The sequence below is a fragment of the Ktedonosporobacter rubrisoli genome (assembly GCF_004208415.1).
GTDB classification, from domain to species: domain Bacteria; phylum Chloroflexota; class Ktedonobacteria; order Ktedonobacterales; family Ktedonobacteraceae; genus Ktedonosporobacter; species Ktedonosporobacter rubrisoli.
In genome coordinates this window covers 5,343,549-5,367,254 of the sequence record NZ_CP035758.1, presented here as the reverse complement: position 1 = coordinate 5,367,254, position 23,706 = coordinate 5,343,549, and the positions used below count along the sequence as shown (strand labels likewise).

General features: G+C 54.7%; 18 protein-coding genes. 6 read left to right on the top strand and 12 right to left on the bottom strand.

The window, feature by feature from the left end; all coding sequences use genetic code 11:
- The first annotated feature begins 1 nt into the window (after position 1).
- Positions 2–1,423, top strand: a complete 1,422-nt coding sequence (locus EPA93_RS23430) for an alkaline phosphatase family protein (RefSeq protein ID WP_129889830.1) — start codon at positions 2–4, stop codon at positions 1,421–1,423.
- Between the two features lie 62 nt (positions 1,424–1,485).
- Here EPA93_RS23430 and EPA93_RS23425 read toward each other — a convergent pair whose 3' ends face one another.
- The 3 genes from EPA93_RS23425 to EPA93_RS23415 form a co-directional block, all read right to left on the bottom strand.
- On the bottom strand, positions 1,486–2,538 hold the full coding sequence (locus EPA93_RS23425; protein ID WP_129889829.1) for a tagatose 1,6-diphosphate aldolase: 1,053 nt from the start codon (positions 2,536–2,538) through the stop codon (positions 1,486–1,488).
- Between the two features lie 269 nt (positions 2,539–2,807).
- Positions 2,808–3,443, bottom strand: coding sequence for a response regulator (locus tag EPA93_RS23420; protein ID WP_129889828.1), 636 nt, complete (start codon positions 3,441–3,443; stop codon positions 2,808–2,810).
- A gap of 20 nt (positions 3,444–3,463) precedes the next feature.
- Positions 3,464–4,699, bottom strand: coding sequence for a sensor histidine kinase (locus tag EPA93_RS23415; RefSeq protein ID WP_129889827.1), 1,236 nt, complete (start codon positions 4,697–4,699; stop codon positions 3,464–3,466).
- A 293-nt stretch (positions 4,700–4,992) separates the two neighbouring features.
- Here EPA93_RS23415 and EPA93_RS23410 point away from each other — a divergent pair, with 293 nt between their 5' ends.
- Positions 4,993–5,199, top strand: a complete 207-nt coding sequence (locus EPA93_RS23410) for a hypothetical protein (protein WP_129889826.1) — start codon at positions 4,993–4,995, stop codon at positions 5,197–5,199.
- Positions 5,200–5,331: 132 nt separating this feature from the next.
- Here the strand turns inward: EPA93_RS23410 and EPA93_RS23405 are convergent, their stop codons facing one another.
- From EPA93_RS23405 to EPA93_RS23375, 7 genes are all read right to left on the bottom strand, one after another.
- Positions 5,332–7,509, bottom strand: coding sequence for a xanthine dehydrogenase family protein molybdopterin-binding subunit (locus EPA93_RS23405; RefSeq protein WP_129889825.1), 2,178 nt, complete (start codon positions 7,507–7,509; stop codon positions 5,332–5,334).
- Positions 7,506–8,909 carry an FAD binding domain-containing protein gene (locus tag EPA93_RS23400; protein WP_129889824.1) on the bottom strand — a complete coding sequence of 468 codons (1,404 nt, stop codon included), beginning with the start codon at positions 8,907–8,909 and terminating at the stop codon, positions 7,506–7,508. The genes EPA93_RS23405 and EPA93_RS23400 overlap by 4 nt, the downstream gene beginning before the upstream one ends.
- Before the next feature lie 294 nt (positions 8,910–9,203).
- Positions 9,204–10,568 carry an allantoinase gene (locus tag EPA93_RS23395; RefSeq protein ID WP_129889823.1) on the bottom strand — a complete coding sequence of 455 codons (1,365 nt, stop codon included), beginning with the start codon at positions 10,566–10,568 and terminating at the stop codon, positions 9,204–9,206.
- Complete coding sequence (locus EPA93_RS23390) at positions 10,565–11,809, bottom strand: allantoate amidohydrolase (RefSeq protein WP_129889822.1); 1,245 nt, start codon at positions 11,807–11,809, stop codon at positions 10,565–10,567. Before EPA93_RS23390 ends, EPA93_RS23395 begins: the two co-directional genes overlap by 4 nt.
- 4 nt (positions 11,810–11,813) lie before the next feature.
- Positions 11,814–12,170 carry a hydroxyisourate hydrolase gene (uraH, locus tag EPA93_RS23385; protein ID WP_129889821.1) on the bottom strand — a complete coding sequence of 119 codons (357 nt, stop codon included), beginning with the start codon at positions 12,168–12,170 and terminating at the stop codon, positions 11,814–11,816.
- Positions 12,171–12,202: 32 nt separating this feature from the next.
- The gene (pucL, locus tag EPA93_RS23380) at positions 12,203–13,129 is read right to left on the bottom strand and encodes a factor-independent urate hydroxylase (RefSeq protein ID WP_129889820.1); all 927 of its coding nucleotides are present in this window, start codon (positions 13,127–13,129) and stop codon (positions 12,203–12,205) included.
- A gap of 333 nt (positions 13,130–13,462) precedes the next feature.
- Positions 13,463–14,428 (bottom strand): aldo/keto reductase, encoded by a 966-nt coding sequence (locus EPA93_RS23375; RefSeq protein ID WP_129889819.1) that lies wholly within the window; start codon positions 14,426–14,428, stop codon positions 13,463–13,465.
- A 706-nt stretch (positions 14,429–15,134) separates the two neighbouring features.
- Here EPA93_RS23375 and EPA93_RS23370 point away from each other — a divergent pair.
- The 4 genes from EPA93_RS23370 to cydC all read left to right on the top strand — a co-directional run bounded on the left by EPA93_RS23370 (position 15,135) and on the right by cydC (position 21,158).
- Positions 15,135–16,532: a cytochrome ubiquinol oxidase subunit I gene (locus tag EPA93_RS23370; protein ID WP_129889818.1), complete on the top strand. Its 1,398-nt coding sequence runs from the start codon at positions 15,135–15,137 to the stop codon at positions 16,530–16,532.
- A gap of 103 nt (positions 16,533–16,635) precedes the next feature.
- Positions 16,636–17,649, top strand: coding sequence for a cytochrome d ubiquinol oxidase subunit II (cydB, locus tag EPA93_RS23365; protein ID WP_129889817.1), 1,014 nt, complete (start codon positions 16,636–16,638; stop codon positions 17,647–17,649).
- A 15-nt stretch (positions 17,650–17,664) separates the two neighbouring features.
- On the top strand, positions 17,665–19,407 hold the full coding sequence (cydD, locus tag EPA93_RS23360) for a thiol reductant ABC exporter subunit CydD (RefSeq protein WP_129889816.1): 1,743 nt from the start codon (positions 17,665–17,667) through the stop codon (positions 19,405–19,407).
- The gene (gene cydC, locus EPA93_RS23355) at positions 19,404–21,158 is read left to right on the top strand and encodes a thiol reductant ABC exporter subunit CydC (RefSeq protein WP_129889815.1); all 1,755 of its coding nucleotides are present in this window, start codon (positions 19,404–19,406) and stop codon (positions 21,156–21,158) included. Before cydD ends, cydC begins: the two co-directional genes overlap by 4 nt.
- Positions 21,159–21,307: 149 nt before the next feature.
- On the opposite strand, the gene EPA93_RS23350 is transcribed toward cydC, so the two are convergent.
- Positions 21,308–22,201, bottom strand: coding sequence for a tetratricopeptide repeat protein (locus tag EPA93_RS23350; RefSeq protein WP_165423344.1), 894 nt, complete (start codon positions 22,199–22,201; stop codon positions 21,308–21,310).
- A 170-nt stretch (positions 22,202–22,371) separates the two neighbouring features.
- Positions 22,372–23,346: an LLM class F420-dependent oxidoreductase gene (locus tag EPA93_RS23345; protein WP_129889813.1), complete on the bottom strand. Its 975-nt coding sequence runs from the start codon at positions 23,344–23,346 to the stop codon at positions 22,372–22,374.
- Between the last annotated feature and the right edge of the window lie 360 nt (positions 23,347–23,706).

Here is a 23,706-nt window from a genome sequence, read left to right as displayed (position 1 = left end):
GATGCATAAGACTGTGGTTATCAATGTCGTGGGTCTGACGAGCGCTATGCTAAATAGCACGATGCCCCGGCTCACGGCTTTTATGTACAGAGGAGCTCTTGCCAGCATTAAAACCAGTTTGCCAGCGGTCACTTGCTCTATGCAGACTACTTTTCTGACCGGCTGCCAGCCAGGTGAACACGGTATCGTTGGGAACGGCTGGTATTTTCGGGATGAATGTACTGTCAAATTTTGGCAGCAAGCGGCTTCTCTTGTGCAGCGTCCGCGCATCTGGGAACAGGCGAGAGCGCTGGATGAAAACTTTACCTGCGCTAACCTTTTCTGGTGGTATAACATGTATGCGCCGGTTGAGTACATGGTCACGCCGCGCCCGATGTATCCCGCCGATGGGCGAAAGCTCGCGGATATCTATACGCGGCCTGCCGATTTGCGGGGCAGGTTACAGGCGGCGCTGGGTCAGTTTCCGCTTTTCAATTTCTGGGGCCCTGGCTCATCCCTGGCTGCAAGTCGCTGGATTGCTGAGGCCGCGCAAATGCTAGAGAAGTATTATGATCCCACCCTCACGCTGATCTATTTGCCTCACCTTGATTATTGTCTGCAGCGCTACGGCCCGCATGCAGACTGTATCGAAGGCGACTTGCGCGAGCTTGATGCGCTCTGTGGCGAGTTGCTGGATTTCTATGCCGCGCACGGAGCACGTATCATCTTCCTGTCCGAATACGGCATTATGCCTGTAGCCAGAGCCATTCATCTGAATCGCGAACTGCGTAAGTACGGGTTGCTGGCGATACGCGAGGAGCAGGGGCATGAGCTGCTCGACGCTGGCGCCAGCGCGGCCTTTGCCGTTGCCGATCACCAAATTGCCCATGTCTACGTCAATGATGCGCGGCGTATGGCCGAAGTTGGGAGGTTGCTGCGTAGTATTGATGGCGTTGAGCAAGTTTTGGATGTTGAGGGCAAACGCGCCTTTGGGCTTGAGCATGCGCGCTCCGGTGATTTTGTCGTCGTGGCTGCGCCCAATGCCTGGTTTAGCTATTACTACTGGCTCGACGATAAGCGGGCGCCTGATTATGCGCGTACCGTGGATATTCATCGCAAGCCCGGCTATGATCCAGTTGAGCTCTTCGTTGATCCAAGCTTGCGCTTTCCGCGCTTGACTATCGGTCGCAAGCTTTTGCAGCAAAGGTTGGGCTTGCGCTCGCTGCTGGATGTAATCCCCCTGGATGCCTCGCTCGTGCGCGGCTCACATGGGCGTGTGGCCGAGGCTCCTGAATATATGCCAGTCTTGCTGACCCAGTTCCCTGAGCTTCTAGAAGAGCCTACGCTTGAGGCCACGCAGGTTTCCAGCCTGATTTTACAGCATCTCTTGCATGAGCCTAAAGCAAAGCCCGTGCCGATCCGACTAAAAGCCGATATCGCCTGAGGCCGAGCCTCTCTTGAAAATAAAATCGGGGCAAGGAAGAACGCTCCCTGCCCCAGTACGTTTTATGCGGGATCGACGACTTCGATGCGATCTTTGCCGCCGTAGAAATCCCACCAGGGCTTGGCTCCCTGACGTAGCACATCATTAAGAGCCTGGATATTGTGTACGCCCTGATCCTCAAGCCATTTGCGTAGCTCTTTAGCCCCGCCTTTAGCATAGATAGGAATGCCATCCTTCCAGGTCGCGCGCCCACAGAGCACGCCGACAAATGGCGTATTGGCTTCGGCGGCTAGCTGCAGGGATTCCAGGAAGACCGGGTTGCTCACTCCGGCGCTGAGATAGATGAAGGGGAGACGTGAAGCTTTGGCCGTTTCAACGAAGTATTGCCTGGCCTCATCCTTTGTGTAAGCTACCTGGCCATCGGTATTGGCCTGGGAGCCTTCGACATAGCGCATGTTTACAGGAATTTCGACCTTCAGAACGTCTACTCCATATTGGGGCTTGGAGAATTCCTGCATGTATTTCTGGACCTTGAGGGGTTTCACTTTGGCAAATTCGAAGCTGCTCTCAGGACCAACCTCATCGCTATAGGCTACGATTTCCAGGAAGAAGGGAATATCGTAGGCGCGGCACTCGGCGCCGATGCGCTCAATGAATGCATGCTTGGTGGTGTTGATGTCAGCGACGTCATCTGGATCATAATACATGAGAATCTTGACAGCGCTAGCCCCTGCCTCGGCGATGCGCCTTACCGACCAATGATCGAGCAGGTCGGGCAAGCGGCCCTTGGTCGTAGTATCGTAGCCAGTCTTCTCATAGGCCAGCAATACGCCTGCATGCTGGGCTCGATGCTTGATTGCTTCCAGACCATACTCTGGGTCGAGGAGAATGGCGCTGGCATATTTTGTGAGCACTTCGGTGACCTGGATCTTGAACTCACTCATTTCGGCCGGCGTTGTGGGGCTACCTTTATCCTTAGCGATAGCTTTTTCCAACGAGCCGCGCTGATCCATAGCGGCAGCCGCTATGACGCCTCTCTCGTCTGCCAGTGTATTGATCCCATTGAACTTTCCACGGGTTATGCGTACTTTTGCTTGAGAATCTCGTTCTGTCATCTACTTCATCCTTCTTCAATACTTCTGTGCCGTTAATGTGCACAAGGAGATACGACATTGTATCTACGTACAGTTCAGCTAACTGCACAAAACCAGCCTCATCGGCTACTCCCGTCCATAGGCATTATATCTCACTTTGCCCTAGCTTGTCTTCCTGGACGGCCTGCAGGCAAGGGCATACAAGGAAATCGGTAGCTAATAGCTCTCAGCCAGAGAGCCTGCGCTAGATATGAAGGAAATGGGGGATTGGGAGGAAATAAAAGAAGCTTTCAGGTCTCAAGGCGCAACAGCCCATGTTCCAGGGCAGCTGTCACCGCCGCTGTACGATCCGAAACATTCAGCTTCTCAAACAGATGAAGCAGGTGCGACTTTACAGTTGCCTCGCTCAAGCGCATAGTGCGTGCGATCTGCTTGTTGCTGGCGCCGCGCGCAACAAGCGCAAGAATCTCCTCTTCGCGGGCGGTGAGGGTGATCTGAGCAGGGGTGCGCACTTTGTGAAGGAGCCAGGTTGTCACAGAGGGGGCAAGGATTGCCTGTCCCCGGGCTACTGTACGAATTGCTGAGAAGAGTTCTTCTTTCTTTGCATCTTTAAGTAAGTACCCGGTGGCGCCAGCCTCGATGGCATGCAGGATATCCACACTGCTTTCATAGGTGGTCAGGATCAGGACCGAGGTTTTCACCTCCAATGCGCGGATCTTTGCTGTGGCGGCAGCCCCATCCAAATCTGGCATACGCAGGTCCATCAGTACGACATCCGGCTGTAGCTGGCTCACTAGCTTAACTGCTTCGGCACCTGTACTTGCCTCACCTACGATTTCGAAGTCGGGCTGGTTACCTAGCATTTTTTGCAGGCCCTCGCGCACAACTGGATGGTCATCAGCAATCACTAATTGAATAGGTTTCATAAGTGTTTCCATATGCGATCTTAGCGGCTGTTTATCATTGTTCTGCCTATTGCAGGCAGCGTCAGAGCTATTGTCGTTCCCTCGCCTGGTGCGCTCTCGATCGAGAATGTTCCTCCTAATAACTCAATACGTTCGCGCAACGCTTTGAGTCCGAAACCACCGTGAGGCTGATCGGAGGGTGAAATGTGCAAGCGATCTAGCGTGAAGCCAATACCGTCATCCTGGATATCAAGAGCTACCATATCTCCGATATACGAAAGTGTCATGGTGATTGAATGCGCCTGTGCATGCTTGCGCACGTTCGCGAGCGCCTCTTGCGCAGCCCTTAGCAGGGTCACCTCAATTTCGGGGCGCAGGGGCGCTACTATTCCTGTGACGACTGTGTGCGCAGAAATGTTGTTTTCCTCTGTCCAGCGTTGCGCCAATGAGATCAGTGTATCGGAAAGCGAAGCACGCTCTAGCGCTTCAGGCTGCAAGGCCCAGAGAACGCGACGCGCTTCGGTCAGATTTTCATGGGCTGTCTGTCCTATCCTGCTCAAGACCTGGCCGACCTCCGTATTGCTAGCGAGAGCGGTAGCATCAAGCGTCTCAATCTGCATTACGATGCTGCTGAATCCCTGTGTGAAGGTATCATGGATTTCGTGGGCCAGGCGCTGCCTCTCTTGCATGATTCCGGCCTGCCTTTCGGCTTGCGCAAGTTCCTGCCGCGTTGCTTGCAGCTCGTCTATCAGGCATGCCCGTTCTCGGCTCTGTTTCAAAATGGCATGAATGAACAGTGCCAAAACCATACCCACAATCCCGGTACCAAGTGTGAAGAAGAAAACTGTATCCCAGCTGCCATGCCGCCAGAGAGCGATTGCTAGCAGCATAAAACTACCGCAAATATTCCAAGGAACTTTCAGCAAGAGATACATCTGCGGAAAAAGCCCGATGAGAACAAAGAAATACGTTTCTTTCAGCCCGGCCAGGAAAAACCAGATGACCCAGCCGATGAGCAGATAGCCCAGGGCCAGTAATGAATGGCGCCGCCAATAGATGGGAGGAAGCAAGACACACACCACATACCAGATACCTAAGAGCAGCGAGAGCGTACAGAGTGCCAGCAACTCCTGCAAGGTGAAGGAATCTGTAGTTAGTGTAATGCCCATAGTAATTATAAGGGATACATAGAACACTGCATACCAGAAAATCGTCCAGCGCTGATCTATATCACGATGAGATGTTTCTAGCGCCTCTTGCCGCGAAAAGATGGCCATGTATACAGACTCCTATACTGCTCGCTTCCTGGCTCTGACATAACCCACTTTCTTTTTCTTAAGAATATTGTGGGAAGCGTGCTGGCGCTGCGCAGGTCTCTCTATTTCCCTTCAACAATGGAGAACAGTTTATCTGTAGTATAGCAGACCCCTGGCTAAAAGGACACTTCCAGATGGTTATAATTGGGTCCACCGAATGGGCGTGAAAAACCATTAAGATTACTGATGACGCATGTAGGGCCTCTATGGTTTGATAAGGGCAAGAGACCTCAACAAGAAAGGAGCCAGTTTCTATGAGTCTCAGGAATGTTCTCAGTGGCCTCCTCGCCGCTTTTATCGCTCTACCAATGTACTACATGCTTTACGAGATCTTTAACAAAGGCTTTGAGGTAAACACTTTCTTGGTTGCCCTCATTATCGGGGTTGCCACCTTTATCGTCACATTAGCAATTATCCTCCTGGTTAGCCGCGTTGTAGAGCGCTCAAAACAAGCGCTCTGAGCGTGGGCCCTCAAAAGTCTGCGTGTGCTCTTTGGGTGTTGGGGGCCAGGTCACATGCCGTCTAGGATCTGGGCCCCACTTACTCCTATAGTCCGAAAGTCCGGCATTCGTCGCTAGTAAATCGCACTATTCCTACCCTGCCGCGTTGAGCGCGGTGAGCACTCTTTCGGGGGTCATCGGCTGTTGCGTCACCCAGACGCCCACGGCATCATAAATCGCGCTGGCTATCGCCGGAGCCAGGGAAACCAGCGGCATCTCAGCGATACCGCGCGCGCCGTAGGGTCCATTCTGCTCGGCCAGTTCCAGGATAACCGGGATGATCGTTGGCGGCATGTCAAGAACTGTGGGGAGCAGATAGGTGCTCAAGTAGGGGGTGAGCACATGGCCATTGCGAACCTGGAAATGCTCAAGCAGCGCGTAGCCGAGCGCCTGAGCCAGGCAACCTTCAATCTGACCTTCCACCTGCTGGCGATTGATCGCCTGACCGACATCGTGAGCGCTAATGATCTGCAAGACCTGAACCTGGCCGGTCAGGAGATTGACCTCGACCTCCACAGCCTGGGCGGTATAGCCATAGCAGTAGTTGGGCAATGCGGCGGCGCCAGTGACAGGATCGAGCGGATGCGTGGTGCGTGCCCTGTATTGCTTCGTTGCCACTACATGCGTATCATCGGTAAAACTCCACTTCTCCCTCGCCGCTGTTGCGGCCTCGCGAACAGCATTGCCTCCCATAAAGGTCATGCGCGAAGCTGAGGCGCTACCGGCGTTAGGAGCTTCGCTGCTATCGTCGCAGATCATCGAGACCTTATCTAGGGGCAGGTCAAGGGTCTGGGCCGCGATCTGACGCAAGGCCAGATGTGAGCCCTGCCCGACATCGGCGGCGCCAACCCTTACAATGGCCCGCTCTAGTTCGGCCTCGCCAAAAAGCTCAACGGTGGCTGTTGCTTGCTCGGGGAAACCAAACGAATAGCCCAGATTTTTGATCCCGCTGGCAATACCTATGCCACGGCGCAGATGAGGCGCCGCTGTCTGGCGGCTAGCTTTATCCTTGCCATAGCCCAGGCGCGTTCTGGCCTCCTCGACGCAGCGCTCAAGAAGGGGCAAAGCGCTAACCCCGGGCGGGATCACGTTTTGCGTTGGCTCAATGCTGCCTTCGCGATAGAGATTCTTGCGCCTGATCTCGACAGGATCGAGCCCGAGAGCGTGGGCAAGTCGCGTGACCATGCTCTCGCTGGCAAATTGCGCTTGAGGAGCGCCAAAGCCGCGAAAGGCTCCGCAGGGAATATTATTGGTATAGACGACGTAGCCATCGACAGCGATATTCGGAACTTCGTAGCAGCCGCTGGCAAAGAGGACAGCCACCTTGAGAACTTCGACACTTGTCGAGGCATAGGCGCCGCCGTCAGCAATGACCTCGGTCTCAACTGCGGTGATCTTACCATCTTTGCGGGCGCCCCAGCGCGTGCGAATCTGCATGGGATGCCGCTTATGATGCGCAATAATTGACTCTTCGCGGCTCCAAACCAGTGCGACGGGGTGGCGCATCTTCCAGGCGGCCAGGGCTAGAAGATGCTGGATAGAGAGATCTTCGCGTCCGCCAAAGGCGCCGCCGATGGCTGCGTAGCGAATAATTACCTGTTCCTCGGCTAGTCCGAGCATGCGCGCGATCTGGCGCCGATCCTCGTGCAGCCATTGGCCGGCCGACTCTACCACGACGCGGCCCTGTTCATCAAGATAGGCAATCCCTGCTTCGGGCTGAAGAAAAGCGTGTTCCTGCCAGTTCGTCGAGAATTCACCTTCAAGCACGACGTCGGCCTGCGCAAAGGCCGTGGCAGTATCTCCCTTGCGCAGCGGGATGTGGCTCAACTGGTTCGTGCCGCGGCTGGCATGAACTAAGGGCGCAGCGGGGTCCAATGCGGCCCGTGGATCGGTGACTGCCGGTAGTTCTTCATATTCGACGGTAACGAGCTGAGCCCCGGCCACAGCGGCCTCCTTGCTTTCGGCGACGACAAGGGCTACTTTATCGCCCTCGAAGCGCACTTCGTCGCTACAGAGCACGGGCTGATCTTCTTCGATGAGGCCGAAGGCGTTATGGGGAATGTCAGCGGCGGTCAGGACTGCCAGCACACCGGGATGCTGCAAGGCCTTGCTGCTATCGAGTGAAATGATGCGCGCATGCGGACGGTGGGCAAAGACAACCTGCAGATGTAGCATGCCGGGTCGAATCAAGTCGGCTGGATAGCGCGTGGCTCCTGTGACTTTGCCAGGAGCATCGGGACGGCTGGGAGATGTGCCAATCAGATTTGTCATGCGCGACCTCCTGCGCTTAATACAGCATCGAGAATTTTGCGGTAGCCCGTGCAGCGACAGAGATTGCCACTGAGGGCGATCTGGGCAGCTTCGAGATCGGGCTGTGGGCACTCATCCAGGAGCTTGGCCCCGGCCATGAGCATGCCAGGAATACAATAGCCACATTGGACAGCCCCCTTCTCAATGAAGGCTTGTTGGAGCGGATGGAGCTCCGTACCGTTGGCCAGGCCCTCGATGGTTGTAATGCTCGCGTTATGAGCCTGCGCTGCCGGAACCAGGCAGGACATAACCGCCTGGCCGTTGAGCCAGACCGTGCAGGCTCCGCATTCGCCTTCGGCACAGCCCTCTTTGGTCCCTGTCAACTCTGCATTGTCGCGCAGGGCATTCAGGAGCGTTTTGCTCTGAGCATCCTTAAGCTGGTAGGACTTGCCATTAATCAGCGTGGAGATCTCATCATGAAAGGGTTGCCTGCTTTGCTCTGCTGTTGTGGCGGATGGTCTTGCCGTCGTATCCAACAGGATAGGCTGTTTGCTCCAACTTGAGCGCTCGTTTCCGGCGGCGATGAGCTGCAGTCCGTGCGTGATAAAAGAGGCAAGCGTGGCCCGACGATAAGTAGCTGAGCCGCGTAGATCGTCGATAGGGGAAACGTCCTCGTTAGCCAGGTGCCCGGCGCGCTCGCAGACAGTTGGGCTCAAGCGCTGGCCCTGTAGATAGACCTCGGCCGTGCGCGCAAAAACGACGGTGGGAGCCAGGCAGCCCATCGTAATGCAAGCCTCGCTTATGTATTCACCGTCAAAAGTGATGACGATTGCTACGTTAATGACTGAGATCGCCTGGGCGCGGCGCAGCCCTAGCTTGAGGAAAATTCCACGCTGATTTTCGGCAAGGACAGGCAGGCGAATTTCGCGTAATAGCTCACCGGGCTGCATGGTTGTGCGCCGTACGCCTGTATAGAATTCGCGCAGCGGTACAACGCGTTTGCCATGCATGCTACTCAGTTCGACTTCCGCACCCATGGCCATAAGTGGTGTGATGGTATCGTTAGCGGGCGAGGCGGTAATCAGGTTGCCGGCGACAGTTGCGCGGTTGCGGATCTGTGGTGCTCCTACCTCCCAGCAGGCCTGGGCCAGCGGTAGCGCGTGCTTGACGCAGGCGGGCGAGGCAATCACGTCGTTATGCGTGCTGAGCGCACCAAGGGCAATAGTTTTTCCTTCGTGGCGGATGTACTTCAGTTCCGGTACGGCTGTAATATCAATCAGGGTCGTTGTGGGTTTTACCCCGCGCTGTAATTCAACCAGGACATCTGTACCGCCTGCAATGAGACGGGCCTGTCCACCATGCTGCTGCAGCAACTCCAGCGTTTCTTCAAGGCTGGTTGGTTGCAGATAATTTTGCCACATAAGTAATCAGCCTTTCTGTGCCACATACCGCCAGGTGCTAGCAGCAAGGGCAGCATCCTGAGCTGCATATATGTCCATATGTCTTTGTCCTGTTTAAAAGCTTGCTCGTGTGCTATCCAATACATCTCTAGACGATCTGCCATGAGAAAAGTTTGATAGATCTGAACATGCCTATTCTCGCCTGGCCTGCCCAATCTCCAGAAATAGACTTTTCTGGTCAGGCAGAAGCTTATTATATTCCTGCACGCTCAATCTGAAAACATCCATGAAAAACAAATCTTGTTAGCACGTATGTTATGCAGGTAGAGAAGATGGTTTAAGCAGCTTTCCTTGCGGATTTGCCGCGGGCTGCCCATCCTGAAAGACAGTAATACCACGTACAAGAGTACTGACAATAGCTCCTCTAAGCGAACGACCAAGATAAGGGCTGCGCTGGTGCCTGTAAAATAAAGCCTGTTTTTGCAAGGTGTGGCGCTGGCGCAAATCTACTAACACAATATCGGCATCTGCGCCAATCGCTAAACTGCCCTTGGCCGGAGCAAGGTCGAAGCGGCGCGCCACGTAGCCAGCTGCGAGTGAGGCAATGAGCGTAAGTGGCAGATTGCGCCGCTCGTAGCCTTCGGTCAGGAGGAGCTGAAGCAGGGATTGGCAGCCGGAAATACCGCCCCAGACGCGGAAAAAGTTGCTATCAGTTTTCATTTCGGCCGGGGCCGGTGAATGATCTGTGGCGACCATCGGCAGGCTGCCGTCGAAGATATGCTGCCAGAGCGCGCCCTGCTCCTGGGCTGAGCGTAGCGGTGGCGCACATTTGGCGACTGCTCCCAGCGTCTCCATATCGTCCTCGGTAAGCGTGAGGTAGTGCGGGCAGGTCTCGCAGCTTACGTCAAGGCCGCGCGCCCTGGCTTCCGCCACCAGGCTGACGCCGCGTCCGCTGCTGACATGCACGATATGCAGCGCACAGCCCGTCTCACCGGCAAAGAGAACGGCGCGCTGGATAGCCTCAAGCTCGGCCAGGATCGGGCGCGAGTTGAGATAATCGCGTATCCCGGTTCGTCCCTGGGTCTGAGCGCGCCGGGCCAGGGCGCTGGTAAGCTGCTCACTTTCGGCGTGGACGGCGACGATGCGGCCCAGGCGTGCGGCCTGAGCCATGCCCTCGTAGAGCGTGAGATCGTCAGCGGCGGCAAAGTCGTCGATACCACTGTTGCTCATAAAGGCTTTAAAGCCAATCACCCCGCGCTCTGCTAGCTCTGCCATCTTAGCAAGATTGCCGGGTACCAGGCCACCCCACAAGCCAAAATCGACAAGTGACGAGGCCTGAGCAGCTTTGCGTTTGAGCTCAAAGCTTTTCGCATCAAGCACGGGCGGCGAAGAATTGAGTGGCATATCAAAAAAGCTGGTAGTGCCGCCGGCAGCCAGGGCGCGCGTCCCGCTTTGAAAGCCTTCCCAATGCGTGCGGCCCGGTTCGTTGAAATGTACATGGGCATCGATTATGCCGGGGAAGACAAGTAATTCGCGCGCATCGATCTCTTCTTTACAAGTTCCACTCAGTTCGGGCTCTAGCGCAACGATGTGTCCATCGCTGATGGCCAAATCGGCCTGTACTGTATCATGGGGCGTAACCAGGATGCCCCGGCGAATAATGAGATCATACTTGCTCATGGCTGCCTTTTCTCCTGGGCTAATAAAAGCAGGAAGCGCTCTAACGCATCAATTGCTACGGCGACATCTTCCTTCGTGACAGCTTCGGCGGGATTATGGCTAATGCCACCCTTGCAGCGCACAAAGAGCATGGCAATATCTGTGAGCGTCGAGATCATCGCTCCATCGTGTCCGGCTCCGCTGGGCAGTGTGACTACTGGATGCTTTAGCTCGCTGACTGCCTTGCTCAAGAGCTCGCTCAGGTGCTGGGAGCAAGGAATGGTCCCGTGCTGGTGGAACTCTTCCCATTGGCAGGCTACATGGCGAGCCTTGGCGATGCTATGGGAGCGCTCCTGCAGCAGACGGCAGGCCTGCTCTCTCAAACTATCGTCTTTGTGGCGCACATCGAGGCTGATGATTACCTGGCCCGGAATGACATTGCTGGCTCCTGGCTGTAATTCCAACTGGCCCACAGTCGCTACCATTTCAGGTATACTGCGGGCGTAGCTCTCGACGGCGACGATAAACTCGGCTGCGGCGCAGAGCGCATCGCGACGTAGCTGCATGGGGACAGTCCCCGCGTGGCCAGCCTCTCCCGTAAAGGTAACGTTGAAGCGGTTCTGGCCCGCGATAGCTGTTACGATGCCAACCGGAAGATTGAGGCTCTCAAGAACTGGACCCTGTTCAATGTGCACTTCGCAGTAGCCCAGCAGATCGTCGGTACTACGCCTGGCCTCACTGATCTGCTCAGGATCGCCGCCAAAGTTGCGCAGGGCTGTGGCCATGCTGATGCCATCGTTATCGGGATATTGCAAAATAGCCGGATCGAAGGTGCCGGCAAAGGCCGAGCTGCCCAGATAAGCTGAGTGGTAACGCAAGCCCTCCTCATCGGCAAACCCTAATATTTCAATGGCGAAGGGTAAGCGCAGCTGGCGTTGATAAAGCCGTTCAACACAGGCCAGAGCAACCATCACACCCAGGGGACCATCATATTTGCCAGCGTCGTAGACAGTATCAAGATGTGAGCCCAGCAGAAAGGTGGATGCGCCTTTGCTTTGCGCTGCGTAGCGCCCGATCAGATTGCCGATCTGATCCTGACGTACGCTCATGCCCGCAGCTTGCATCCAGGTGGCGACGGTTTCGTTAACCTGGCTCATGGGCGGCGTCGCAAAACGCCGCGTCAGGCGACCACTCTCCTCACTGTAACTTCCCAGGATCTCGCATCTCTGCATAACGGTGCTGGCAGAAGATTCGCTGTTCATAAAGTTAACTCCCTCGGTATGTACTGTAGGCCCAGGGAGAAGTGAGCAACGGAACATGGTAATGGGCGTTAACATCGGCAATCCTGAAGCGCACAGGAACCTCATCCAGGAATGGCGCCGGAGCTCCAGTCAGGCCCTGCTCGATAAAGTACGTGCCTATCGCAAAGAGCAGTTCATAAGTGCCGCTTTGCATCTCCTCGGCCGCCAGAAGAGGTTCGCCGGTGCGCCCATCCTCGTTAGTCTTGACGGTTTTGAGGTGCCGACGATCGGAACCCTCAAGCCGCCAGAGCGAAATGACAAGTTTTGCCGCTGGACGCCCCTGGGCAGTATCCAGGACGTGGGTAGTCAGGCGACCTGCCATAGTATACTCCTCCCTCTGCACTATTGATGACGTTACTGCTTACGCGTCAAGGTTAATTTAATTAAACCATAGGCTGGGAAGGGATCGCTATATACTTTTACGCGGCTATCGGTCTCTGACTCTCCAAGCGGGTCGCGGGTCCGATTCTGGGCGTCAAAAGAAACTTCGGCCATCTGCGGAAAGCGTGTCAGGAGGCGCTGACCCATTTCATGGACCAGGTGCTGAATCGATTCGCTGACAAACTCGTGGAAAACTGTCAGGATGACGTCGCGCACCTGCTCGGAAGGAACGTAGCTGCTCAGCATAGCGGCGGGATCGCTGTATTTCCAGGCCACATCAAGATAAATAAACAGGGGGCGGTCAACGCGTTCGGGCAGGGTTGTATAGGCATCGCGCACGAAACGCGTAAAGGAGCTTCCGGTAACCTTCAAGAGTTGGAGACCCATGCGACTACAAAGATGGTCGCTAATCAACAGCGTATTGTCGGCGCGTTCGAAGGTAAGGCTGACCTGCGTAAAGTCGTCGTTTGTGCGCTTAAATAAGACGTCGCTTTCTCCAAAGCCATGCTCTCCCTGGGGCACACTGGCCGCGGTAAAGGGTAATTCGCGTCCCGTGAGCCTGATTCGCTCCATCTGGACATAGGTCTTGAGAAATTGACGACCAAGCTGATCGAGAAACTCCTCAAGCGTAGCCCCCTCAAAGGTGAGGGCGTGGCGCAGAATGAAGTTCTTCATGCTATCTGTGGCGACGACGTTGGTGTTGTCTCCCTCGGTATAGGCCGGCAAGAAGTTCTGTCCAAAGACCTCTGTATCGATCTCGGCGGCAAAGAGGATGTTAGGGCGACCCGTGAAGGCGGATTCGGGAATAGGTGGCACGTTTGTGAGGGGTTTGGCATAAACGCGATAAAGAGGAACACGCGCTTTCCCATAACTGATAAGGTAGTTGCTCTCTGTATGCATAGCTGGCTCCTTATGGGGATATCAACGGGCAGATGAGCTGCCAGAAAAATGATTGCATGTCTCTTCAGGGCACGAAAAGGCGCTTCTTTATAGCAGAGCAGGGTTTGGGATGTTAGCGAGCTGCCAATACGCTACTTTGACCTCCTTGCTTGTCTGGCTGAGCAATATTCCACAGGCGCTATGAAGCCTGCATTTTTTGTCAGCTAGAAAAGTTTTTCCACTATGTAGAATTATAAATATCGTTCTAGAGCTTGTCAAGTACGCTCATGGCTTGCCATGTAGGGAGAATTGCTAGCTCTATTGAGGCTCTTCTCCCGGGCTGAAGCTAGCCTATCAGGCCTCTTGCCAGGCCGAGGCTTCGGCGATCCGCTTAAGTTGGTCAGCAGTCAGGGTGAGATCGAGGGCTGCCAGGTTGGTTTGCAGATGCCTGGGAGAGCTAGCGCCGATGATGGGAGCTGTGATGACGGGCTGGGCGAGCAGCCAGGCCAGCGAGACCACGGCCGCTGTACTGCCTGTCTCTTGCGCTATCTGACTGACGGTCTCAAGCGTGTGCCAGGCCTTAGCGTTATCATAGCGTCTCATCACGCTAGCTGCCCGTGCTCCGCTGGCTGCCTCGCCCCGCCTGTATTTGCCGCTGAGAAAGCCGTTGGCCAGCGGGCTATAGGGCATCACGCCGAGCTGATATTGCTCACAGATCGTCTTGAGGTCCTGCTCAAACTCCGCTCGGTGGACAAGATTATAGTGCGGCTCTAGCGTATCGTAGCGCAATGTATGCCCGGTCTCAGCCTTCCACAGAGCCTCCATAAGGCGCCAGGCGGGATAGTTTGAGGCGCCCACGTAGCGCACTTTGCCTTGCCTTTGTAGATCGTCGAAGGCGCGCAAGGTTTCGTCGATGGGCGTTTCGGCATCGAAGGCATGCGCCTGATAAAGGTCGATGTAGTCGCTTTGCAGGCGGCGTAATGACTCATCTACTCCTTCGATGATGTGTTTGCGCGAGAGGCCGCGCTCGTTTGGCCCATCGCCCATAGGCTGATAGACCTTGGTGGCAATGATCACTTGCTGGCGGTTCTTGCGCGCCTTGAGCCAGCGTCCAATCACTTCTTCCGATTCGCCTCCCCGGTGGCCGGGTATCCAGCGCGAGTAGAAATCAGCGGTATCGAAGAAGTTGCCACCGTGCTCGACAAAGGCGTCCATAATGGAAAAGGCTGTTTGTTCCTCTGTGAACCAGTTCCAGCCCATCGTTCCGAGGCAGAAAGCCGACACTTTTAAGCCAGTGCGACCCAAGCGACGATAGTGCATAGTGTACCTCTCTAGCCTGATGGCAAAGTATAGAGCCGCCCACGATCCATCAGGGGCCGCTTACATTTTGCTCGATATTCACACTTTACCACATAGGGCTTTGAGTTTGAGGAGACCTTAGCGGGTCAGTTGCCGGATGAACGTTGTCTGCAACTGGTGAGAAAGCGAAGGAGCGCACGCATTGGAAACGCGCGGGGATTTGGCTTCTCGCTGACGAATGAAGATGCTTACTATCCTTGACGGATAAACACAGAGAGCATCAAGGACCCTACGAGCTCACACGAGAATGTCTTAGGGTATTGTCTGAACACCTCAGATATTTTACTAGCGGACTGCTAAAAAATAGGTGGTAACCCCCACTATTATAGTACTTTAGCAAAGAAAGCAACGCTTAGGCAAGAGCTTAATGCGCACAAATGGATCTCGATAAGGCCATGAAGCGGCCTGTCAGGCCGTTCCATACTCAGATTAATCTGAGTATGGCCAGGACAAATCCGCAGAAAAGTTCAGGTATATGCCTGAGTACAATGCTCTCTTGTCACTGATGCTAGCTCGGATTTCATCAGAAAAAGCTTGAAGTATAATCGGGTTTACAATCAGGTGAGCCATTGATGTGCAGAGGATAGACGGCGTGGCATACTGTGAAACGAGGAAAGAGATTTAAGGAATAAGGTAATCAAAAGTTCACAGTCGAAGGGAAAATCGCGTGGATGCTCTCACATTAGCTCGCTTACAATTCGGTACGGCGATTATATATCACTTCTTTTTCGTGCCCTTAACGCTGGGTCTAGGGCTGCTCATTGCTATCATGGAGACGCTCTATGTATGCAGCGGCAAGCCTGTGTATAAACGCATGGCGCGCTTCTGGGGCAAGCTCTTCCTGATCAACTTTGCCATGGGCGTAGTGACCGGCATTGTGCAGGAATTCCAGTTTGGCATGAACTGGTCGTCCTATTCGCGTTTCGTCGGCGACATCTTCGGGGCGCCGCTAGCCCTAGAAGCCTTGTTAGCCTTTTTTATGGAATCTACCTTCCTGGGTATCTGGGTATTTGGCTGGGATCAATTGCCAAAAAAGCTTCACCTGGCGATGATCTGGGGCGTTGTCTTTGCCTCGCATCTTTCAGCCTTCTGGATTCTGGTTGCCAACTCATTTATGCAGGAGCCGACAGGCTTCGTTATCCACGATGGGCGCGCGCAGATGACTGATTTCTTCGCTCTGCTCAAGAATCCACATGTCTGGCTGCAAGTGCCCCACGTGGTGATGGCAGGCTTGGTCACTGGAGCGTTTTTCGTCGTTGGCATTAGCGCCTATCATCTGCTCAAGAGGAGTGGCGATCTTGACTTTTTCCGCCGCTCGGTGCGCATGGGCATCATTGCTGCCTTGATCGGGAGCATCCTGGTCATGGTAGTGGGTGATCTGCAGATGAAATCTCTGTTTCAGACGCAGCCGATGAAGGCAGCTTCAGCCGAGGCTTTGTGGAATAGCGAGGACCCGGCACCGCTTTCGCTCTTCAGTATTATTGATGAAAAAGATAAACAGAACACTTTCTCGATACGCATTCCTAACCTTTTGAGCTTTCTAGCCTATGACTCCTTGGATGGCAAGGTAGAGGGAATCAATCAGCTGCAGGCGCAGTATGAGCAGCAGTATGGTCAAGGCAACTATGTTCCGCCGGTAGTAGTGACGTTCTGGGGGTTCCGGGTGATGGTGGGCTCAGGTCTCTTGCTGGCTGCACTCTCGATGCTCGGACTATTCATGTTGTGGCGCAAGCGGCTTGAGCAAAAGCGCTGGCTGCTCTGGGGTCTGCTGGCAGCCACGGTTGTACCGTATATTGCCAACTCTGCGGGCTGGATCTTGACCGAGATGGGGCGTCAGCCCTGGTTGGTGTTTGGCTTGCTCAAGACTGCCGATGGCGTCTCGCCAAACGTAACCCCGGCGATGATTCTCACCTCGCTGCTTGTGTTTGTTGGCGTATATGGAGCGCTGGCTGGGGTAGATGTCTACCTGCTGGCGAAACATAGCAAAGAGGATACGCCGGAAACTCCGATAGCTCCCGAGCGCATCGCGATCGCTGTGCCAACGGGTCCGCTGCCACCAGCGTAGGGACAGGGCTTTGCCCCAGTTCCACATCTTTCCTGACCGTCGCAGGCGGCGAAAACAGCTTGCATATAGGGTCAATGAGATTGAGAAATAAAGAGAAAAAGCTATGGACTTACATATACTCTGGTTTGGACTGATAGTGATCCTATTCTGTGGCTTCTTCCTGCTCGAAGGGTTTGATTTTGGCGTGGGCATGCTCATGCCGTTCCTGGGCAAGAACGATGTCGAGCGGCGCACAATCATTAGCGCCATCGGGCCTTTCTGGGATGGCAACGAAGTCTGGCTGATTACGGCAGGTGGGGCCATGTTTGCAGCTTTTCCCGATTGGTACGCCACCTTGTTTAGTGGCTTCTATATAGTTATGTTCCTCGTTTTGCTGGCGCTCATTCTGCGTGGCGCGGCCCTGGAGTTTCGCGGCAAGGACAAGTCGCGTAGCTGGCGCCGCTTCTGGGATTGGGCGGTGATGCTTGGCAGCGCGCTCCCCGGCTTTTTGTGGGGCATCATCTTCGCCAACTGCTTGCTAGGTGTGCCCATCGACGAAAAGATGAACTTTGTGGGCAATTTCTGGCAGTTGTTCAATCCGTATGCTTTAGTGTGTGGGCTGGCCGTGACAGCGATGTTCTTGCTCCACGGTGCCATTTTCCTTGATCTCAAGCTTGAGGGCAAGCTAAGGGTACATGCAGGGAAGATGGCGCGCCTGCTCTGGCTGCCAACGATCTCCCTTGTCGTCGTATTCGTCAGCGCAACCTATCTATTGACGGATGCCCTGGCCCGGCTCAGCATAGCACAGGTAGCTGTGACCCTTGGCGTCGCTAGCGCCCTGATTGCAGTCTTCTGGCTCCTGCAGCGCGAAAAGAGCGGCTGGGCCTTTGTGATGACCTCGCTGGCGCTCATTGGTACCGTGCTGGCACTCTACCTGCAGCTGTTCCCGCGCATGATGGTCTCCAGCCTCAACCCGGCCTGGAGCCTGACCATTTATAACGCTTCCTCCAGCCAGTATACGCTCACGGTCATGAGCTGGGTGGCCCTAACCTTTATTCCGTTTGTGCTGGCTTATCAGGCCTGGAACTACTGGGTCTTTAGAAAACGTATAAGCGTGCACGCGTCAAGTCATTATTAGAAGAGGCAACCGGCAATGAACATAAGCAAGCGCCTTATGAGCCAGGTGCCACATATGCGCGGTTATATGCTTGGCATGATTGCTCTGGCTATGCTGGCCGGGACCTTCGTCGTGGCTCAGGCATTCTCTATCAATCAGATTATCACTGCAGCCTTTCTGGCTCACCAGGGTTTACAACAGGTAGCCTTATTGCTTCTGTTTCTCTTGCTTGTTATACTAGGAAGAGCGCTACTATCCTGGGGCAATGAAGTAATCAATAATCGGGCTTCTGTGCAGGCCAAGACCTATCTGCGTCAGCGACTATTGGGTCAGCTGTTAGCTCTGGGACCAGCCTATACCAGGCAGGAGCGCAGCGGCGAACTGGCGAGTACGTTTGTTGAGGGAACCGAGGCCCTGGATGCCTACTTTGGGCAGTTCTTGCCGCAGATCTTTGCGACCGCCTGCATCCCGGCGATTGTGCTCGTGGCTGTGTTCGCGACAGATGTGCTCTCGGGCGTGGCTCTGCTGCTGATGGCTCCTGTTCTGCCTATTCTACTGGCTCTGATTGGCAAAAAGGCCAACGCCTTGAATAAGCAGCAGTGGAAGCAGCTCAGCGTGCTTAGCGCACATTTCCTTGATATTATGCAAGGCATGGTCACGCTCAAGCAATTTGGCGGCAGCCATGCGCAACGCGATACTGTGAAGCAGGTCAGCGAGCAATTTCGCAAAGTGACCATGAAGGTGCTGCGCGTGGCTTTTCTCTCGGCCTTTGTCATGGAGATGGGCGCAACGATTAGTATGGCCGTGATTGCTGTAGAGATCGGGATGCGCTTGCTGGCTGGCCAGATGTCTTTTGCGACGGCTTTTCTTGTCTTGCTGTTGATGCCAGAGTTCTATCAACCTTTGCGTATGCTTGGCACGCGTTTCCATGCCAGCATGGAGAGTACAGCGGCGGCCGAGCGCATTTTTGCCATACTGGATGAACCCCTTCCAGCTTCCTCGGGTGCGGCTTGTGCCGCGACTCCTGCACTGCGGCACGAGCTGCGCTTTGAGGATGTTTCCTACACATATGGAAGCGGTGCCGAGGAGCGCCCGGTCCTGCACAATGTGACTTTCACGCTCAAAGCTGGCAAGAAGGTGGCCCTGGTTGGGCCAAGCGGCTCGGGCAAGAGCACGCTGGCTGCACTCCTCCTGCGCTTTATGGAACCGACTGGCGGCACTATCCTTGCCGATGACGTGCCCTTGTCGCAAATGACGGCTCAAGCCTGGCGGGAACTGGTCTCCTGGGTACCTCAGCGCCCCTATCTGTTTAATACCACGCTCGCCGAAAATATTCGCCTGGGCCGGCCCGATGCGCCAATGGATGAAGTAGTTGCGGCGGCAAAGCGGGCCCGTTTACACGAGTTTGTGCAGAGCTTGTCCCAGGGCTACCAGACAGTGATCGGCGAACGCGGCCTTAGCTTGAGCGGGGGACAGATCCAGCGTTTGAGCCTGGCCCGCGCCTTCCTCAACAATACTCCCTTGCTTATTCTCGACGAGGCTACGGCGAACCTTGATAGCGTTAACGAGAAAGAGGTCCTGCAAGCGATGGAAGATCTGATGCGTGAGCGTATGACCTTGATTATTGCCCATCGCTTACACACGGTGATGCAAGCCGATCAGCTCGTTTTGCTGGATAAAGGCCGGGTTGTGGGGATTGGCACGCACGAGGAACTGCTTGCGAAAGCGGGACTCTATCGACAAATGGTTCTGGCCTACCAGCGTAAGGAGGTCGCATGAAAACGTTCTGGCGCTTGCTCAAACTGGCCGGACCGGTGAAGGGCTCGATGGTCCTGGCCGCGCTTACCGGCTGTATTACTGTGGCCTGCGGCGTAGGCCTGATGGCAACTTCGGCCTACTTGATCTCGATGGCGGCCCTGCATCCGTCCTTTGCTGCGCTAAGCATTGCTATCGTTGGCGTGCGTTTCTTTGGCATCGCGCGGGGCGCGTTCCGCTACCTGGAGCGCCTGGTCTCGCACCAGGCTACCTTTCGCCTGTTGACCAGCATTCGGGTATGGCTCTACGAAGCCCTGGAGCCTCTGATGCCGGCGCGTGTGCTGGATTTTGCCCATAGCAAAGGCACGGGCTTGCGCAGTGGTGACATCTTGAGCAGAATTGTAGCTGATGTCGATATGCTGCAGAACGTCTATGTGCGCGTGCTGGCCCCGCCGCTGGTGGCTTTGCTTGTCGCGCTTGGCATGTGGTGGCTGCTGGGTGCCTTTAATCAGCTGTTCGCTCTGGTCTTCACTGCCTTTTATCTGCTGGCCGCAGTGGGGATTCCCAGCCTGGCCTATGTGCTTGGCCATAAAGCGGGAGAGCAACTTGTTGAGCGTAAGGCCGAATTGAGTGCGCAGATGGTGGATAGTATCCAGGGTATCGCCGATATTGTGGCCTTTGGTCAGGAATCGCGTCTGTCCACGAGCATGCGACAACTCGATGAGGCCCTTGCGCGCCTGCAGATGCGCATGGCACATATTAGTGGGCTACAGAGCCTGCTTAGCAATCTCTTTCTCAATCTGGCAGTGTGGACGATGCTGCTTGTGGCAATACCGTTGGTGCAGCAGGGACAGCTTCATGGTGTCTACCTGGCTTTGTTGATCCTGGCCACGGCTTCAGGCTTTGAGGCTGTCCAGTCCTTGCCCGAAGCTTTCCAGCAGCTAGGCGGTACGTTAAGGGCGGCAAAGCGCCTGTTCGAGATTGTGGATGCGCGGCCCGAAGTCTGTGATGAGCCTGGAACATCTCCCCAGCCAGCGTGCTATGATATCGAGCTGCGGCATGTCGGTTTTAGCTATGTGCCGGGTCGAGGACGGGCAGTTAAGGATGTGAGCTTTACGGTGCCTCAGGGGCAGTGCCTGGCTCTGGTGGGACTGAGCGGTGCGGGCAAATCGACGCTTGCCCAGCTTTTGCAACGTTTCTGGGAGTATCAAGAGGGCCATATCAGGTTGGGAGGTTATGAGCTGCGCCGCTATCGACAGGATGATTTGCATAAGCTGATCAGCGTGGTGACGCAGGATACGCATCTGTTTAATACAACCGTGCGCGAAAATTTGCGCCTGGCCAAACCTGCTGCCAGCTTTGAGGAGCTCGTTCAAGCGGCGAAACAGGCCCGAATCCATGAAGTGATAGAGGCTTTGCCCCACGGCTACGATACGCAGATCGGTGAGCAAGGCCTGTTGCTAAGCGGCGGCGAGCGCCAACGCTTGGCCATCGCGCGGGCGATCTTAAAGGATGCTCCCATACTGCTTCTTGATGAGCCAACTGCCAATCTTGATGCTCTGACTGAACGGGAGGTCTTGCAAGAGCTGCGCACACTGATGAAGGGGCGCACAACGCTTATGATTACGCATCGGCTCGTGGATATGGATATTGCCGATGAAATCGTGGTGCTGAACGAAGGCAAGGTGGTGGAGTGCGGCAAGCCGTATGAGTTGATGCAGCTAGAGGGCTATTACTGGAAATTGTGGAATATGCAGCGACAGGTGCTGGTGTGAGCTCTGGCGCTGAGCTATGAACGTTGCAAGCTCTTGCCAGCGCTTTAGCTCGGGAGCCACTTGCTACAAAGCCTTAGCAGGCGTAGCACTACTCGCTGGCCAACGAGCCAGCGGATAGCGCCACGCTTGTCTGTACGTTTAAGCGCTGCCTATAGCTTATTTAAGCCCTCCAGGCGTTCACTAGTAAACGCGATAAAGCTTTGTGATCCCGTTTCCTCGGCAAGCAAGACAGCTTTCTGAGCATGAAGCAGAGCCTTAGCCGTCTCCCCTTTGGCCTTGTATATGTCGCTGAGCAAGAGGTGATCGAAGGGCAGATAGGGCTGGAAGTTGGCGGCTTCACGCAAAGCTAGCGCTTGCTGGGCGTAGGCGAGTGCTTCATCCAGATCTTTTTTCCCAAGAAAGGCATACCAGGCCAGATGGCGAGTTGGCTCGGTCCTTTCATAAAGGTGGCCATATTGCTCGGCTAGCTGGATGGCTTGTCTATAATGCTCCCTGGCCTGCTCGCTCTGCCCCCAGCGCTCATGCACGAGGCCGATGAGAAAGTGCGACTCGCTCATTCCCCGTGTATCGTGCAGCGCTTCTCTGAGCTCAAGCGCTTGCTGCTGATGAGTAAGAGCCTCGGCATAATCTCCTTCAGCTTGAGAGCAGTTGGGCGATTTACCACTATCTATCCTGGCCGAGAGTGTGGTAGTATAATGAGCTTGTCCAAGCACGCTCAGGACATCAGCGCGTTGTTGCTGATCATTGAGCGTTTCGGCAAGCTGGTTTGCTTCCCGAATTGTCGAGAACAGCAGTGCGGCATCCTCATGAGTCTGGTGGTGAGCTGTTGCCAGAATGCTGGCGTATTGCAGCAGGAACTTGCAGCGATCTTGTGGCTTTACCTCATCCCCTTCTAGCAATTGCTGTGCAGTGTGAAGAAAATGCAAGGCCTTGGCTGTTTTTCCTTGCTCAAAAAAGTATGTTCTGGCTATAGTACAGAGCGCATCAATGGCCGCAGTGTAACTTTGAGATAGCCTATCAGCGGTAAGTATTGGCGATTGCATGGTAATTTCCTTTTTCTTAACTTTTTCTTGCGAGTTTAAGAATTCAGCCAGCGCACCCATATGTCAAGGTTTGCTGGCTTTTAGAACGATTGCCAGGCTGGCATATTTTCTTTGCTAGCCCGATTCCAGATATGTGTAAATGAGGCGTTAAAGTGACCCAGACCTGTGAGTTAAGCGCGCAGCTGGGGCATCACCTCTTGCGCAAAGCGGGCAATCTGCTCTACTCTGTCAGGCCAGCGCGGGACCATGAATTGCAGGGCGAGATGCTTCACTCCAATGCGGCGGTACTCTTGTAAGGCTTCTACCAGCTGTTCCGGCGTTCCGCGTAGGTGCCGTTCGTCCTGTGGGACCGGCTGAGCGGTGAGCTCGATTGGACGGCAACAGGTCAAAAGGATCTGCTCTGGATTGCGTCCAGCTTCTCGTGCCTGCGCCTGTACATGGGCGTAGCCGGCCTGCAGTTCCGCCGGGGTGATCGTGACAAAATAGGGAAACCAGGCATCTCCATACCGCGCGGCTCTTCGTTGCGCCTGCTGGCCCTCGCCACCAACCCAGATGGGAATGCGAGGCTTTTGGAGCGGTTTCGGGTGGAAGGCAAGGTCCTGAAAATTATAATACTGGCCAGTAAAGTTGATATGCTCTTGCGTCCATAGCGCATCAATTATCTGCAATTGCTCATCGGTCATACGTCCGCGCGCTTTGAAGGGGACGTCCAGAGCAGCAAATTCCTCTTCCATCCAGCCTATTCCAACTCCCATGATCAGGCGGCCGCGAGAAAGCCTTTCGATCGAAACGGCAACGCGTGCCCAGTACAGAGGATGGCGATAAGGCAGCACCAGAACACTAATGCCCAGGGTTATCTTCTCTGTGCAGCCGGCCAGGAAGGCCAGACAGGTGAGCGAATCTAGAAATGGACGATCGGGAGGAACTATAAACTCGTGGTTTTCGCTATAGGGGTAGGAAGTATTGATCTGCCACGGCGTTACCACACGATCCGCGGACCATACTGCATTGAAGCCCTGAGCCTCCGCACTGCGAGCCGCCTCTATGAGTGTATCAGGTCCGCTGGCGCGCCCTGAGATCGGCAGGAAGATACCAAACTCCATGGCTTTGTTCTTCTCCTCTTCGTTGCTGCGTCTGACGAACATAGTGCATTCTCTAACCAGGCGGATCGATTGGCAGTGCTTACCGGAGAAGCTCCTGTACTTAAGAGAGGCATGATTTCCGGCCCGAGAAATGACCTCCCGGGTGACTTTGACTGAGCATGCAGCGGAGCCGGATAAGAATGCTTGATCGATCCTCCATTGCCTGCTTCTATAATAGCACAGCAAGTGTTGATTGAGAGAGCTAGCAAGCTTAAAAGCATTTTTTTATCCCTGCTTACTTATTATCTTGTGTATATTGCCTGAATATGGTATTTTTCTCCTAAATTTGTGGGAATGACTTATGCTCAAAAAACTGTTTTGGTTATGCTGTGAACAAAATACTGCTATATTTTAATGAATGCT

Coding starts and splice junctions, on each gene's coding strand:
- EPA93_RS23430 (WP_129889830.1), top strand. CDS start 2: ATGCATAAGACTGTGGTTATCAATGTCGTGGGTCTGACGAGCGCTATG.
- EPA93_RS23425 (WP_129889829.1), bottom strand. CDS start 2,538: ATGACAGAACGAGATTCTCAAGCAAAAGTACGCATAACCCGTGGAAAG.
- EPA93_RS23420 (WP_129889828.1), bottom strand. CDS start 3,443: ATGAAACCTATTCAATTAGTGATTGCTGATGACCATCCAGTTGTGCGC.
- EPA93_RS23415 (WP_129889827.1), bottom strand. CDS start 4,699: ATGGCCATCTTTTCGCGGCAAGAGGCGCTAGAAACATCTCATCGTGAT.
- EPA93_RS23410 (WP_129889826.1), top strand. CDS start 4,993: ATGAGTCTCAGGAATGTTCTCAGTGGCCTCCTCGCCGCTTTTATCGCT.
- EPA93_RS23405 (WP_129889825.1), bottom strand. CDS start 7,509: ATGACAAATCTGATTGGCACATCTCCCAGCCGTCCCGATGCTCCTGGC.
- EPA93_RS23400 (WP_129889824.1), bottom strand. CDS start 8,909: ATGTGGCAAAATTATCTGCAACCAACCAGCCTTGAAGAAACGCTGGAG.
- EPA93_RS23395 (WP_129889823.1), bottom strand. CDS start 10,568: ATGAGCAAGTATGATCTCATTATTCGCCGGGGCATCCTGGTTACGCCC.
- EPA93_RS23390 (WP_129889822.1), bottom strand. CDS start 11,809: ATGAACAGCGAATCTTCTGCCAGCACCGTTATGCAGAGATGCGAGATC.
- uraH (WP_129889821.1), bottom strand. CDS start 12,170: ATGGCAGGTCGCCTGACTACCCACGTCCTGGATACTGCCCAGGGGCGT.
- pucL (WP_129889820.1), bottom strand. CDS start 13,129: ATGCATACAGAGAGCAACTACCTTATCAGTTATGGGAAAGCGCGTGTT.
- EPA93_RS23375 (WP_129889819.1), bottom strand. CDS start 14,428: ATGCACTATCGTCGCTTGGGTCGCACTGGCTTAAAAGTGTCGGCTTTC.
- cydB (WP_129889817.1), top strand. CDS start 16,636: ATGGACTTACATATACTCTGGTTTGGACTGATAGTGATCCTATTCTGT.
- cydD (WP_129889816.1), top strand. CDS start 17,665: ATGAACATAAGCAAGCGCCTTATGAGCCAGGTGCCACATATGCGCGGT.
- cydC (WP_129889815.1), top strand. CDS start 19,404: ATGAAAACGTTCTGGCGCTTGCTCAAACTGGCCGGACCGGTGAAGGGC.
- EPA93_RS23350 (WP_165423344.1), bottom strand. CDS start 22,201: ATGCAATCGCCAATACTTACCGCTGATAGGCTATCTCAAAGTTACACT.
- EPA93_RS23345 (WP_129889813.1), bottom strand. CDS start 23,346: ATGTTCGTCAGACGCAGCAACGAAGAGGAGAAGAACAAAGCCATGGAG.